A 14,370-nucleotide genomic window follows, 5' to 3' on the forward strand; every position below is an offset into this window, starting at 1 on the left:
CACCAAAATGAATTGACAACTCATCACTGATTCAGCGATAGCTTTAGATAGGTCGATATCATTGGTACTTCGTATGCTGACAAGTACCATGACGCACCGCTATACAACTACTAATATTATCCACCGGTGGTTGTGTAATATAGTCACTAGCCAACACGTAATAGGGTGTAAGAAACTATGAGCTTAAAAGACAAGCTTGACCTGTCGGTCACGATCGCATCGATCCCGTTCTGGGGTATCGTCATCTACTACGCATACTCGCAGATGATGCCCCGTGCTCAGTTCGGCGTGCTATTCCTGGGAGGAATGCTGTTGATATATCTTCTCAGCGAATATACCGAAGAGTTAGAGAAAGACACGTATTATGAACAGATATTGATGATACTATCCGCGTTGGTAGTCATATTCACAACCGGATATATGTATATGAATTTCAATGTCCTCAACGTCTCTCGTACGGGTTACGCTCTCGAATACGAGTACGCCATAGCGATCGCGTTTGCGCTCGCAATGATATATCTCACCTGGAGATCGTTCGGTCTCACGTTCTTGGTCGTCGTTCTGGCCGGTATCGGATACGGCCTGTTTGGCGACCTGGTACCGGGTGTGTTCGGCCACGGTGGAATCTCTCCGCGACGGGTGCTTCGGATCCTCGTGCTTGACCTCGAGGGTTTCTACGGATCGCTCAATCAGTTGATCGCGGCCTGGGTGGCGCTGTTCCTCCTCTATGCGGGTATGCTGCGGGGGTACGGCGCGTTCGACCTGATACTGCGCGTCGCGGTCCGGTCGGCGAAGTACCTCTCCTCCGGAGTCGCTCAAACCGCAGTTATCGCCAGCGCGGTTATTGGATCGGTCAATGGTAGTCAGACGGCAAACGCCGGAATGACTGGCTCGTTTACGATCCCGATGATGAAAGAGAACGGGATGCGAAAAGAGTCGGCCGCGGGCATCGAGGCTGTCGCTTCAACTGTCGGACAAGTTCTACCGCCCGTGATGGGGGCTGCAGCGTTCATTATGGCGTCGCTGGTTACGGGAATATCGTACGTCGACGTCCTCGTTGCCGGTCTCGCGCCGGCGTTCATCATGTTAGTCTGTATCGCCGTCGCCGTTCACTACACCGCTGCACCGCAGCTGGATACCGACAATGTTCAATCGATTGTCGAGGGAACGCTCACTAAAACCGAGGTGATATTCGAGAGTGTCAAATTCGCCGTTCCGATCCTTCTGCTCATCTACTACCTCGGTATCGCACAGTACACGGTGATGACTTCGGCGCTTTACACGGTAATAACCATGTTCATCATGGCATACCTCATGTCGGTGCTGTCTGTCGTGTATGATAACCGTGACTTCTCCGCTGTCGGCGCGGAGATTCGATCGACGACCGAAGAGACGATCGACGGGGCACGGCACGGTGCAGTCATTCTCGCTCCGATTGCGATCATTATTGCCGCGATTAACGGCGTCGTCGACATTTTGGAGGCCAGTGCCGTTCCGACGTCAATCTCGCTCGCGCTGATGGACCTCAGCGGAGGGGTCCTCCTGATTGCCGCAATACTGGGCGTCATCATCTGTATTCTGCTGGGCCTTGGGATGCCCACGAGCGCGGCGTACACCATCGTCGCACTCCTGATTGCACCGGCGTTCATCAACCAGTTCTTTGTTCCCGAAATGGCCGCACACTTCTTCGTCTTCTACGCGGCGATCCTCGCAGGAATCACACCGCCGATCGCGACTGCCGTTGCAGTCGCCGCTGGAGTAGCGGAGGCGGACTTCTGGGGAAGCGCCTTCGAAGCGATAAAAATAGCTGCACCGCTGTTCATTCTTCCCTTCTCATTCATCTATCACCCGGAGATCGTCTCCGGAGAGTTCCACGCGAGTATGTTAGCCACCACGGTGATCATCCTGTTCGGCGGGATCGGAATCATCCACGGCGTCAACTACCGCTTCAGCCTCAACCGGATCGGTCGGTACTCCTTCCGGTGGTTGTTCTTCGTTTTCGGTATCGTGGCGATGGTGTATCCATCCATGATGATTCAACTGGGAGCCTGCGCCCTGATCATCGCGATGCTGGCTCTCCAGAACATGAAGGTGGTGACCGAGTTCAAGCCGATCGCGCAGTAGTCACACGCCGTTTCGTTCATCTCGTTTCGACAGCTCTCGAGCGGAGAACCACTTTTGAATCGGTTCTCACGCCGGGTGGACAGGGGTCAGACACTGGAGTCTGTCACAGTCGGTAACCGCGACGAACGCAACCGCTCTTTACCAAACATTTATACTGTTGCTTATGGGAACTTGTACTCTATGGACCTGGAATTGGCGGGAAAAAGCGCGCTTGTGATGGCCGCGAGCAGTGGGCTTGGCCGCGCAACCGCAACGCAACTCGCAGCAGAGGGAGCAGAGGTAGCAATCTCGTCTCGAAGCCAGGAGAACCTTGAGGAGGCAAAGAATCACATCGTCGAGGAGACGAACGCCAACGAGAGTGCGATTCATCCGATCGTCTGTGATTTATCCGATTCCGAATCGATACGTCCAGCAGTCGAACGGAGTATCGACGAACTCGACGGCCTCGACGTTCTCGTTACGAACCACGGCGGAACGACACCGAAGTACTTCGCCGATGCGACCGTCGAGGAGTTCGACGACCACTACAACTCGATTCTGAAAAGTACCATCATCGTCGTGAAGGCGGCGCTACCGGCACTCAAAGAGTCCGGCGGCTCGATGACACACCTCGTCGCTGCGACGGCGCGTGAACCGCCGACCGGATTGATCTTTACGAGCACGATCCGCTCGGGGTTGTTCGGTCTCTCGAAAAGTCTCGCGACTGAGTACGCGGCTGATAACATCCGGTCAAACTGCGTCTGTCCCCGGAGTATTATGACCGACCGCATCGAGTCGAAGACCGAACAGGTCGCACAGCGAGACGACGTACCGTTCGAATCGGTACTTGAGGATCGGAAGGTAGAGCTACCAATCGGGCGGTTGGGAACGCCCGAGGAGTTCGCGCGAACGGTGACGTACGTGGCATCCCCGGCCGCTGGGTTTCTCACCGGGACCGTCATTCCGGTCGACGGCGGGTGGAGTAAGAGCACGCAGTGAGGTCGAGTCGAGGAGGGAACATACGGTTCGATCGCTCTTTACCTGTGTTACTCCAGCGTAACGGTTACTGGTACGTCCGCAGCGCTGAGGACGCCCTGAAGCGTGCTCCCGAAAATCGCCTTTCCGACCGGACTTCGCTTTCGTCCCGCCATGACGATGTGATCGGCGTCGATCCCCTCTGCGGTCGACATAATGGTTTCGACGACGTTTCCGTGTTCTCTTCGTACCGTTGGAGAATATCCCGCGTCCTTGAGGAGTGATACCGCGGTGTGGACGCTCTCCGGTAGATCCTTTTCGTCGAACATCTCGTCCGAGTTAACGACGCCGCCTTCGCCGTCCGTAACGTCGAACTCTTTGAATATGTTGATAAGGACGATTTCGACATCAGTCGCTTCGATGGGAATCGACGTAACTACATCGACAGTCGCTTTCGCTCGCGCTTCCTCCGAATCTACTGGTACGAGTACAGTGTACATATACGTAATTGAATTGCACGCTCCTTAATAACTTGGGTCGTAACGACGGGAGTCACCCGCGTCGTGAACAGCCGTTTCGGGAGACTTGTTTTCCACGACCCACCCAGGAAAATCGACGTCGAGAGCGAACACCAGATGCCACCCCTGCGTTTTCGGGTCGAACGGACGCATTCGTTCCACACCGAGGAATTATCGTAATAACTGAAACGAATTTTACACCGATCACGCAGCCGTCGGACGATCGGGCGTGCGTCGATTTTCAGTGGTTACGATAAATTCCAGTTGTAATCGCGCATCCGAAGAACGGTGCCCGGCTTTGGGCTACCGGCCCCGTGTAAACCGATGGTAACTATCGACTCAGTCCATTTCGAAGATTGCAGTGGTATCCTCGATCCGGAGATCCGTCCCGAACGGTTCCGAGAGTTCCATGACCGTCTCGAGAATATCGACCGCGGTTTCTCCGTCGGCTCGGACCGGAATCCCACGCTGCGGACGAGAAGCACGTTGTTGAAGCGTACACGGGTGGAGTTCGACGTGTTCGAGCCCACCGTCCTTGGTGAAGGTACATTCCGGGACGATAGTTTCCCAGAACGCATCCGTTGCGAGATCTCCTTTCGGTTCACCCTCGTCGTCATAGAGTCGCGCGTCGAATACGGCCGATACGTCTTGTCGTTCCCCAAGGTCGTACCGTTGAAAGCTCTCCGGTGGTAGTCGCTCGACAGTTTCGTTCTGGACGATAAAGTTGCCGAGCGAGTAGAAGATGGGGCTGTCGTCGTACAGTTCGATCCCCCGAAGCACGTGCGGTCCCGTCCCGATAAACAGATCTGCTCCCGCATCGATGCAGTCACGAGCGAACGACTGAACGAATTCGGGCGTCGTTTCCGTTAATTGCTTTCCGCCTACCCCCTGGTGGGTGTGAAGCGACATGGCGACCCAATCGGCGTTTCTGTCGGCTGCCTCGATCCACTCGAGAATTGCCTGCCGATCCTCGGTCGATGTCTCGTAGGTCAGTCCGGTCTCCGACTCGTCGTTGACGGTCCGAAATTTCATGTCTCCGAAGTGGAAGTAGTCCTGGTCAGTCCAGTCGTGATTGTAGTAAATTCCCCGCTCGATCCAGGACCGCTTCATGGCTTCGATGCCCGCAACCTCGCTGATCGCCCGTAATTGGTCGAGATCTGATGGCGTGATCTGATAGACGGGTTCGACGGAGAGCGGATTCAACCCCGGCCGACCGGGAAGCGTCTGTGATTGGGGCCCTGCGGAACTTCCCGGCGTGATACTGGAACAGGCACTGACGAGTCCAACACGGCCGGCAGGCGTTTCGATGTACGCCGGGCAGCGCGCTTCATAAAGCGTCTTCCCTAATCCCGCAGCGGACAGATTACGTCGGTCGAGTTCGTCGAGTGTAGTCTCGATTCCCCCGTAGGTGAAATCGAAGACGTGGTTCGTCGCTGCGCTAAATAAGTTACAACCCATCGCGGAGAGTTCGTCCAGTACTGCCGGCGGGGCCCTCATGTAAGTCCCGCCACTCGAGGCGGCATGATAATTGTCGTAGTCGTGGACGATGACTTCGAGATTCGTCACCGTGGCATCGGCATTTCGGAGCGTTTCGAGAAGGTTGTCGAACTGCTCTGAGTAACCCTCGTAGGGAAGGATCTCTCGTGTGAGAATTGCATCACCCGTTGCCGAGAGGGAGAGCTCATCGGGTAGGTGGACTGCCATGGTACAAATCCCATCGTCAGTGTGATAATAGTTGCGACGGCTTCCGCTGGCGCGGAAATTGGATGTTACCGACGGGTTCGAAAAGTTCAGTGGCGATCAATCGTTCGCTCGAGCCGCGAAAATCGGAAATGACCGCTTCGTCAAAGCCGTGACGTCGGTGTGGTCTGCGTTCGTATCGATCAGCTCTCGGGGGCCCCCTTTTCGCGAGTGGGAATCAACATCGTGCGTTCGAACTCCATAATGACGTCGGCGTTCTGGTTCACGGCAGTCGTCTTGACAGTAACGATTCCGTCATCTTCACGGGATTCACTGAGACGCTTTTCCAGGACCTCGCTTTCGGCGTAGAGAGTGTCTCCATGGAAGACGGGGTTTGGCATTCTAATATCGCTCCACCCGAGATTGGCAACTGTCTTGTGGCTTACGTCGCTAACACTCATGCCGGCGACGATCGACAACGTGAGCGCGGAGTTGACGAGACACTCGCCGAACTCTGTCTCCTTGCCGTATTCGTCATTGAAGTGCAGCGGATGCGTGTTCATGGTCAACAGCGTAAACCAGATATTGTCCGTCTGCGTGATTGTCCGTGCCGGACGGTGTTCGTAGATGTCTCCGACGGTAAAGTCCTCGTAATATCTACCGTAGTCTTCCCGATATCGGTTCTCTCCTACCTCAATTACATTGCGAACCATGCGCACGTTTGAGAAGTACACCATCACACATAAACGCTTCGGCAAACGTTGGCACACAGCGTGGCCCCATACCTTTAAGACACTCAATTGCCGTTTTTGCATATGGCATGGACACGATTCCGTGACCCCGCAGGTAGCGTTCGAACCGGCGAATGGAACGGCGAGTCAGTCTCCTTCGGGGGGACGACGTACGACCTCGATGAGGTCAATCTCCTCAGTCCCGTCTCACCGAGCAAGATCATCTGCATCGGATTGAACTACGAAGACCACGCGGCCGAAGTCGAGATGGAACTCCCCGAACGCCCAATGTTGTTTCTGAAGGGACCGAACGCGGTCGCCAGCCACGGAGCCAGCATTCCGCTATTGCCGACTGACGTTCGGATCGACTACGAGGCGGAGATGGGTGTGGTCATTGACGAACAGTGTCGGCACGTCGACGCGTCGGACGCAATGGACTTCGTCGCCGGCTACACCTGTCTCAACGATATTTCGAATCGCCACGATCAGGAAGTCGAACAGAACTGGATCCGGGCGAAAGCGTTCGACGGATCGCTACCTGTCGGTCCCGCTGTCGTTCCACCGGAAGAGATACCTGACGATGCCTCGGTCCAACTTCACCTAAACGGGGAGACGAAACAGGACTCGGATCTGTCACAGCTAATCTTCTCCATTCCTGAACTAATCGAGGAGATAACGACATACATGACCCTCGAACCGGGAGACATCATCGCAACGGGAACACCGGCGGGGATCGGTTCGCTGTCCGCCGGAGATACCGTTAGCGTTGAGATAGAGGGAATTGGGACCCTACAAAACGACATCGTTTCCCCACCCTGAGGGGACCTCCAGTTCACAGTCGACTTACCTCCACGGTCGACCGCTTTCACGTGTTCTGATGACCGAGACGTTTCACCCGCGCGTCTCCTTGAGACCGACTCGACGTGACCGCGGACGACCAGCCGTGAGACTGGGTGGGTATACACGTAGCGGTACATTCATTACTTCGGTCATCGATTGTCTCAGATATGGCGCGAGTTTCATGGGACTTCACATCCCTGTCGCCGGAACAAGAACTGATCCAGCGAGAGATCGGACGGATCTGTGAGGAATTCGACGACGAATACTGGCGTGAACACGAGAAAGACCACGAGTATCCCACCGAATTCGCGGACTTACTGGCCGAAAACGGTTGGTTTGGTGCGCTAATTCCTGAAGAACACGGCGGAAGCGAGATGAGCACGGAAGAGATGGTCGTTATGATGGAAACGATCGCGGCCAGTGGTGCCGGTTTTGGCGGTTCTCAGGCGATCCACGGCGCGATATACACGTCCCGTCCGCTCGTCGAGCACGGCACCGAGCAGCTCAAAGAGGAGATTCTTCCGGAAATCGCATCGGGCGAGGCGACGGTACAGTCGCTCGGGCTGACGGAACCGAACGCCGGATCGGAATCAACGGCGATCGAGACGACCGCCGAGCGAGATGGCGACGAGTACGTCGTCAACGGCCAGAAAATCTGGACGTCTCGTCTCGATGTCACCGACTACCTCCTTCTCGTTGCACGGACGAAGAGCCCCGAGGAGGCGACGAAGAAGACCGACGGGATTTCGATGTTCCTCGTCGACATGGAGGACGCGAAGACCCAGGACGCGGTCGATATGAAGTCGATTCCGAAGACCTCTCTCAACCTCTCTCACTCCTTCGAAGTCTGGTTCGACGATCTTCGGATCCCGGTCGAGAATCGTATCGGAGAGGAACACGAGGGGTTTTACTATCTCCTCGACGGTCTCAACGACGAACGGCTCGTTATCGCTTCCGAGTGTATCGGCCACGCTCGGCTCGCGCTCAACAAAGCCGCCGGGTACGCTAACGAACGCGAGGTGTTCGATCGTCCGATCGGAAAGAACCAGGCGATCCAACATCCGCTTGCGAAGGCGTACATGCGGACGCTCTCGACGAAACAACTCGTCCACAAGACGGCCGAGATCATGGACTCAATCGAGCGAGAGCAGGTCGGAATCCTCGCGAACTCCTCGAAGCATCTTGCCGCGGAGGCGGCGTATGAAGCGTCCGATGCGGCCGTCCAAACCTTCGGTGGGTTCGGCGTTGCTCGAGAATACGACGTCGAGCGATACTTCCGAAACGCCCGAATTGCTCGGATTGCACCCATCTCCCAAGAGCTTACGTTAAACTACGTTAGCGAGAAAGCGCTGGACTTGCCACGGTCGTTCTAAGCCTCTCGCACTGCGACAAGGAATCACTAGATCGCCGTCGGTTTCCGTTTCTGTGGGCCCGAGTAAATATCGGACGTTCTATCCGGCAAACTGACTGTTCTCGTTTTTATCGACGATCACGTCGATTGGTGTTCCCGTCGTCGCGTAGCCTGTGCCGTCGCATATCCGACGTCATCGGAATAGTTGAACCGTGGATGAGACCGAGTTTCTTCCCAGACCCGCCGCTTCGTCGAAAGTATGTCTCCAAACGGGTCCTCGTCAGAATCAGGTCACGGATGTTCGGGTCGATAACAGGTTCCATGGCCAACGAATCGAGCAGTTATCATTCGTATTTGGTAACGTAGTACGATTCGCCGATAGGAGAAGGCGATCCGCGAGAAATTCCTGGTGTTTCGTTGCAAGATCGTGAGAAGCGGTTCGTACGAAAAGACTGTCTATCGTTTCTCGAGTGCAGCCTCTGGCACGGGAGTTCCGGACGCTTTCGACGGTATCGATCGTCGGAAAATTCGACGATTTCTATAATTCGAAGCTCGCAGCGTCGAGAATCCTTTCGGTTGACGGAACAAATTATTTGTAAGGTGGCACGTGGCTGTAATTATAGACCGTGTTCGGCAGGCGGTAAGACGAACGGCGCTCCGATAGGCTGCGCTTTCTCGGTACAGCGACGATACGCGCCATAGATTTAATATGGTGTAGTTCCTTATCGAGATATGCTCGAATTTACGGACGAAGAGCGCCTCATTCAGTCCGAAGTACAGAAGATCTGTGAGAACTACGACAACGAGTTCTGGCAGGAAAAAGATCGGAACGCGGAGTATCCGATGGAGTTCGTTCAGGAACTCGGCGAACACGGTTGGCTCGGCACGGTGATTCCCGAGCAGTACGGAGGTGCTGGAATGGACACTCTCGAGGCATCAATCATTCTCGAGGAAATAGCCGCAAGTGGTGCCGGATTCAACGGCTCAATGTCCTGTCACGGTGCAATGTTTATCCCTCGTTCGATTATTAATTACGGGAGCGAGGAGATGAAAAAGGAGATTCTCCCACAACTCGCAAGTGGCGATAAGCTGCTTCAGTGTTTCGCGTTGACGGAACCAAACGCCGGATTCGACTCGACGGCAATCACCACGCGCGCCGAACGCAACGGTGACACATATGTTATCAATGGACAGAAAACGTGGTGTTCTCGTATTCACGCTTCTGACTACATGGTGCTCGTGGCACGAACGACGCCGCTCGAGGAGGTGTCAAAAAAGACGAACGGGATGAGCCTCTTCCTGGTTGATATCGAGGATGCAAAGGAGCAAGGAGCGATCGATACTGCCGAAATTGAGAAGAACATTCGTGCGGCTGTTCCTTCATATGAGGTCTGGTTCGAAGATCTCGAGATCCCTGCAGAGAATCTTATCGGCGAAGAGGACGACGGATTCTACCAGGTGATGGACGGACTCAACGAAGAACGCGTCGTTATCGCTGCTGAAGCCGTCGGGCTGGCACGGGTTGCTATCGACCGCGCCGTCAAGTACGCTACCGAACGGGAGGTCTTCGACCGCAAAATCGGTGCTAATCAAGCGATCCAGCACCCTCTCGCCGAAGCACATGCCAGAATGACGAGCGCCCGGAATATTACCTATCAGGCCGCCCGAGCGTTCAAAGAGGGTCGAGACGTCGGTGAGGCGGCGAACATCGCAGCCTACATGGCTCGAGAAGCGGCCTCAGACGCCACGGACGCTGCAGTCCAGACCCACGGTGGGTACGGTGTAGCGACGGAGTACGACGTCGAGCGATACTACCGCGAGGCCCGGTTGACCCACATTGCGCCGGTGAGCGACGAGATGATCCTCAACTACATCAGCGAACACGTTCTCGGTCTCCCACGCTCGTACTGAGTTCTCCAAGTTGAGTTCTAGGAAGCAAGTATGGGGGCATTGATACTCCTGTACATTTTGCGGCGAAGAACGACCAATCGGTAGAGAGTTCGAATAACGATAGCAACTACAGAATCGGATCAGAAACCGATCACGTAGTCCGCGGTTCTCGTTCCGAACCGCGCTACCGTCATGTGATCGTGGTGTATTGAGTCTCTGCGGCTACTATTGCTGCTGTTACCAGCGGCTCAACCATTCGCAAAATTGACGACCGTTATCATCATGGAATAGTACCGCTTGCCGTGGAATCATTTACCGTACGTTGCACAACCCACGACAGAGGCCGTCAATGATCTGTAGGAGGAGTAGACCTGTCGACCTGATAATGCGCCAGAGATCGTTATCGCTTTTCGTGGGATCGCTACCGAGTGACCTATCTGTTCCACAATATGGAATTCAATGACTATGTTATTCGAATTTACTTAGTTGGAATTAATTTTGTAACCGAGAATGGCAGCGGATACTGGTGTGTTGGACAAAAAGAGGAGGAGTCAGGATAGTACGAAACTAACGAGCGGCGTTCCGTATTGTAGAACACGAGAGGGCAAACAATTCGGGGTAGCCAACCAGACTGCCCTCTGAGGTTCTCGGTTCGTGCGGTAACGGAACTCCAGACCCACCTAAATTACAGTTGTACCTATGTAAATAAACTATATCTATGAATTAGTTGCTTGAAACACAGTGCTGCAATAGCGGCGATATTCCGGTGGGGTTGAGGGAGTGAAACGGATCATTTTCTGCATGATTTCTACTCGAACACGCCCACCTCTGGCCCTATTGGGCAATCTATCTTCGTGGAGTGCAAAAACACCGAAGTTGTTTACAAATTTCAGTATACACTTTTATTTTGCTATCTACCGCTTCAGTTACAACTCAAATAATTGATTTTACGGTCCTATTCCGGAACATTTGACAGCTGATTACTGGGTTTACAACGAACAGACGCTGCCCGGAGTCTGGATTCTATTGTGGTTGAAGGGACTGTGATTCGGTTAATCAACGAGCAGTATCGGCTGGACACGTCTGTCGGTCCAGATCTAGCGACACACCTTGTGAAACGCTTCAACTGACCAGTAATCGATTACTCTTGAGCCGATTCACTCGCAGAATTCAGAGTGAAATACGCCGTGAATGATGATATATTTCAATCAGTTTACTATCTAAATTCATTAACTAAATAAACTAATATTTTCCATATATAGGAATTAAGGAGGACAGAACTACCAATATATACATCAGAATGGGAAGTCTATATATCTACGCTTCTAAATTATTGAAGAATTTATAGGTGGTAAACACGGCACTGTCTAGTTTAGCACCTCCGTTGGCGTCTGTCCGTTGAGTGACTGGTGCGGTCGTTGCGTGTTATAATAGTGTACGAACTGTCCAAGCCATTCTCTGACGCTCGTCCGACTGCCCACCCAGGAGTTGTGGAAGCGGTCAACTCGCATCTTGAAGGTGTGAAACCACTTTTCGATCAAGTTTCGATCAACGTAGTCGAGTTGACCGCTTAACCCTAATCGAGAGAGGGCAGTCAGATATCCATAGCCATCAACGAGAAACACGGTATCGGAGAGATCGTGTTTCTCGGTCAATCGATGCAGGAACGCAGCGGCTGGATCGGTGCCTCGGCGTCCGAACACTGCGACATCGAGAATTAGTCTAGTGTCTACGTCTATTGCAGCGTACACCCAAGACCAGTCGCCGTTAATCTTGACAGCTGTTTCATCAATGGCGACCCGCGACGGCTGCGCCGTCGGCGGGTCTGGCACGTTGTCAGCCAGCCGATGTACCCAGTGCCAGATTGCTTGGTGAGAGCGTTCAACGCCGATCAGGCGAAGACTTGCTTATATCTCTCGAAGCGAACATCCGGTCGCGTGGAGGCGGACGGCGAACACCCTGACGGGCATCGCCGTCCGCTCACGCTCCCAAGCTTCATCAAATTCCGTCGCGTAGCACTCGCTGAGCAGGTCTGCGAGCTGCATGCCAAACTAGCTCTACGACCTGCTCGCTTCTCAAACCGCACTAACTAGACAGTGCCCTCCATCGGATCCTCTCGCTTTCGAATGCTATTCTGCTTTCTGAGAGGTCCGGTACTGACGAGTTCGATCACTCGTTCGTGACTCGATTCGTCGAGTCGACCGAACGCTCGATACTGTCACGTCCCAACTGTGTTTCGGGCTGCTAAAATCACGGTTCAACCTGATAATGGGCAGTGTCGGCCGTGCAATACCGGGATTGGGAAACGAGGAAGTCTCCGTGCGACGAAAGAGTTAGCCAGCGTATCGCAACTGAACCTCTGTAGTTATAGAGGCTGAGAAAAGCAGTACAACGCCACGTCTCTCGTCTTTTCCGATTATGTAACCAACCGTAGTGGATAACGATGGGACCTCTATTATAACCGTGTCCGTATGGAACTAGACCGGTGACAACATATACGGGAAACGGTAATAATGAAAACAACCTTGATTTCGGCCTATTCTAGTAGTCCCGGCCGATAATTTTCGGGTGGAGACGAAAATCGTTCGCGTTCGCCGAAACCGTCGTCTTTGCGTACGACTTACTGTTCGGAGATGTTTTACTAAGCGGTAAATTTTTAACCTCGTGGTTAATCGGTATCAATGGGTATGGCACGAACAATCATACGGAATGGGTCGATCGTCTCGCTCGATCCTGACATCGGTGAGCTAGAAGAAGCGGACGTTTTGATCGAAGACGGGGAAATCATCGAGGTCGGTCACGGGTTATCCGCGTCCAACGCGGAGGTCATCGATGCGTCGAATCACATCGTTCTCCCCGGGTTCGTCGATTCGCACATCCACCTTTGGCAGACACAGGTCAGGGGGATCGCCGGTGACTGGTCGCTCATGGGCGATTACTTCGACGACATGCTGGGGAATATCGCTGGACTGTATCAACCCGAGGATATGTACCTCAGGAACCTGTTCGGCGCACTCGAGAAACTCCACACCGGAACGACGACGGCACTTGACTGGTCGCACGCGATCAATACGCCCGAACACGCGGAACGAGCGGTTGACGGGCTGAAAGATGCCGGTCTACGGACGTTGTACGCGTACGGGCCGCCCGGAAACGACGCGGAAACGTGGTGGTTCGAGAGTACGGAGAGTCATCCGGAGGAACACGTACGCCAACTCCGTGACGAAAAGATCGCCGACGACGACCTGTTGAATCTCGGACTGGCACTTCGCGGTCCCGACTTTACGACCGAAGAAGTGGCGCGGGCCGATATCGAACTCGCACGCGACCTCGGAGTGGTCGCGACGATCCACATGGGGGCCGCCCTCTGGCCGTCGTCGGTCTACGGCGAGGACTACCAGGGCTTCGGTGCGATTACCGATATGCTCGGTCCGGACGTCAACGTCGCTCACGCGAACCACTTCTCACAGGAAGACATCGACCACGCCGTCGAGCAGGGCGTTTTCTTCTCGGCGACACCGGAAGTCGAGATGCAGATGGGACACGGAATTCCGGTAACGGGGAAGGTACTGGAGGCCGGCAGTCGGCCGACGTGGGGCGTCGACGTCTGTTCGAACATTAGCGGCGACATGGGAAGTCAAATGCGAATCGGTCTCCAGGTCCAGCGAATGTTCGACAATCAGGAGATCCTGGAGGGAGACCAGGAGGTCACGGAGGTCAGTCTCACCTGCCGAGACGCGCTCGAGTCCGCGACGATCGAGGGTGCGAGGGCGCTCGGTATGGAAGACGAGATCGGATCGCTCACTCCCGGAAAGCGAGCGGATATCATCATGATTCGAACGGACGACTTCATGACCGCGCCGTGTCACTCCCCGATTCAGACAGTCGTGTTCCAGTCCGATCCGTCCCACATCGATACCGTTCTCGTCGACGGAGAACCGGTCAAGCGCGACGGTGAACTCCTGAATCCGATCGTCGAAGAGGAGTTCGACCGATTCGTGGAATCGGGTTGCCGCTTGATCGACGAAGCCGGACTGGATCTGTAGATTACTCCCTCTTTCGCGGGTATCTCTTCAGCAAGACGACGCTGCTGATTTATTGCGGGTATCGCGGCCGCGAGTGACGACGAAGTAGACGTCCACGACCCGGTCCAGCGGATGTCGTCCCGACGACTCATCGAGGCGTCTCGAACGGATCCCTCGCCAGCGTGAGTAGCCACTCGCCGGTACCTTCCGGTCCGCACTGGTACTCGCCAGTACCGTGCATTGGGAACTGCCGAAAC

At 54.5% G+C, this 14,370-nt stretch carries 9 protein-coding genes and 1 pseudogene; 6 read left to right on the plus strand and 4 right to left on the minus strand.

The genetic code is table 11. The annotated features are described in order from the left end of the window. The first annotated feature begins 177 nt into the window (after positions 1-177). Positions 178-2,124, plus strand: coding sequence for a TRAP transporter permease (locus ACSFC7_RS24795; RefSeq protein ID WP_436348583.1), 1,947 nt, complete (start codon positions 178-180; stop codon positions 2,122-2,124). 180 nt (positions 2,125-2,304) lie between these two features. Continuing rightward, entirely contained in the window at positions 2,305-3,102 is a 798-nt protein-coding gene (locus ACSFC7_RS24800; protein WP_436348584.1) for an SDR family oxidoreductase, read from the plus strand. 47 nt (positions 3,103-3,149) lie between these two features. Here ACSFC7_RS24800 and ACSFC7_RS24805 read toward each other — a convergent pair whose 3' ends face one another. The 3 genes from ACSFC7_RS24805 to ACSFC7_RS24815 all read right to left on the minus strand — a co-directional run bounded on the left by ACSFC7_RS24805 (position 3,150) and on the right by ACSFC7_RS24815 (position 5,989). Further along, positions 3,150-3,578 carry a universal stress protein gene (locus ACSFC7_RS24805; protein WP_436348585.1) on the minus strand — a complete coding sequence of 143 codons (429 nt, stop codon included), beginning with the start codon at positions 3,576-3,578 and terminating at the stop codon, positions 3,150-3,152. A 357-nt stretch (positions 3,579-3,935) separates the two neighbouring features. Beyond that, positions 3,936-5,300, minus strand: coding sequence for a CapA family protein (locus ACSFC7_RS24810; protein WP_436348586.1), 1,365 nt, complete (start codon positions 5,298-5,300; stop codon positions 3,936-3,938). Positions 5,301-5,479: 179 nt separating this feature from the next. Further along, on the minus strand, positions 5,480-5,989 hold the full coding sequence (locus tag ACSFC7_RS24815; protein WP_436348719.1) for a MaoC family dehydratase: 510 nt from the start codon (positions 5,987-5,989) through the stop codon (positions 5,480-5,482). A 102-nt stretch (positions 5,990-6,091) separates the two neighbouring features. On the opposite strand from ACSFC7_RS24815, the gene ACSFC7_RS24820 reads away from it, so the two are divergent. The 3 genes from ACSFC7_RS24820 (at position 6,092) to ACSFC7_RS24830 (ending at position 10,109) form a co-directional block, all read left to right on the plus strand. Further along, positions 6,092-6,826 (plus strand): fumarylacetoacetate hydrolase family protein, encoded by a 735-nt coding sequence (locus tag ACSFC7_RS24820; RefSeq protein WP_436348587.1) that lies wholly within the window; start codon positions 6,092-6,094, stop codon positions 6,824-6,826. Positions 6,827-7,014: 188 nt separating this feature from the next. Continuing rightward, positions 7,015-8,220, plus strand: a complete 1,206-nt coding sequence (locus ACSFC7_RS24825; RefSeq protein WP_436348588.1) for an acyl-CoA dehydrogenase family protein — start codon at positions 7,015-7,017, stop codon at positions 8,218-8,220. Positions 8,221-8,930: 710 nt separating this feature from the next. Then, positions 8,931-10,109, plus strand: a complete 1,179-nt coding sequence (locus ACSFC7_RS24830; RefSeq protein ID WP_436348590.1) for an acyl-CoA dehydrogenase family protein — start codon at positions 8,931-8,933, stop codon at positions 10,107-10,109. Positions 10,110-11,455: 1,346 nt separating this feature from the next. Here the strand turns inward: ACSFC7_RS24830 and ACSFC7_RS24835 are convergent. Next, positions 11,456-12,133: pseudogene (locus ACSFC7_RS24835) on the minus strand (IS6 family transposase). Between the two features lie 642 nt (positions 12,134-12,775). Between ACSFC7_RS24835 and ACSFC7_RS24840 the strand changes: the two are divergent. After that, entirely contained in the window at positions 12,776-14,134 is a 1,359-nt protein-coding gene (locus ACSFC7_RS24840) for an amidohydrolase family protein (RefSeq protein ID WP_436348591.1), read from the plus strand. Positions 14,135-14,370 lie beyond the last annotated feature (236 nt).

The organism is Natronorubrum halobium, from assembly GCF_051351675.1.
Lineage (GTDB): Archaea > Halobacteriota > Halobacteria > Halobacteriales > Natrialbaceae > Natronorubrum.

Coding starts and splice junctions, on each gene's coding strand:
- ACSFC7_RS24795 (WP_436348583.1), top strand. CDS start 178: ATGAGCTTAAAAGACAAGCTTGACCTGTCGGTCACGATCGCATCGATC.
- ACSFC7_RS24800 (WP_436348584.1), top strand. CDS start 2,305: ATGGACCTGGAATTGGCGGGAAAAAGCGCGCTTGTGATGGCCGCGAGC.
- ACSFC7_RS24805 (WP_436348585.1), bottom strand. CDS start 3,578: ATGTACACTGTACTCGTACCAGTAGATTCGGAGGAAGCGCGAGCGAAA.
- ACSFC7_RS24810 (WP_436348586.1), bottom strand. CDS start 5,300: ATGGCAGTCCACCTACCCGATGAGCTCTCCCTCTCGGCAACGGGTGAT.
- ACSFC7_RS24815 (WP_436348719.1), bottom strand. CDS start 5,989: ATGGTTCGCAATGTAATTGAGGTAGGAGAGAACCGATATCGGGAAGAC.
- ACSFC7_RS24820 (WP_436348587.1), top strand. CDS start 6,092: ATGGCATGGACACGATTCCGTGACCCCGCAGGTAGCGTTCGAACCGGC.
- ACSFC7_RS24825 (WP_436348588.1), top strand. CDS start 7,015: ATGGCGCGAGTTTCATGGGACTTCACATCCCTGTCGCCGGAACAAGAA.
- ACSFC7_RS24830 (WP_436348590.1), top strand. CDS start 8,931: ATGCTCGAATTTACGGACGAAGAGCGCCTCATTCAGTCCGAAGTACAG.
- ACSFC7_RS24840 (WP_436348591.1), top strand. CDS start 12,776: ATGGCACGAACAATCATACGGAATGGGTCGATCGTCTCGCTCGATCCT.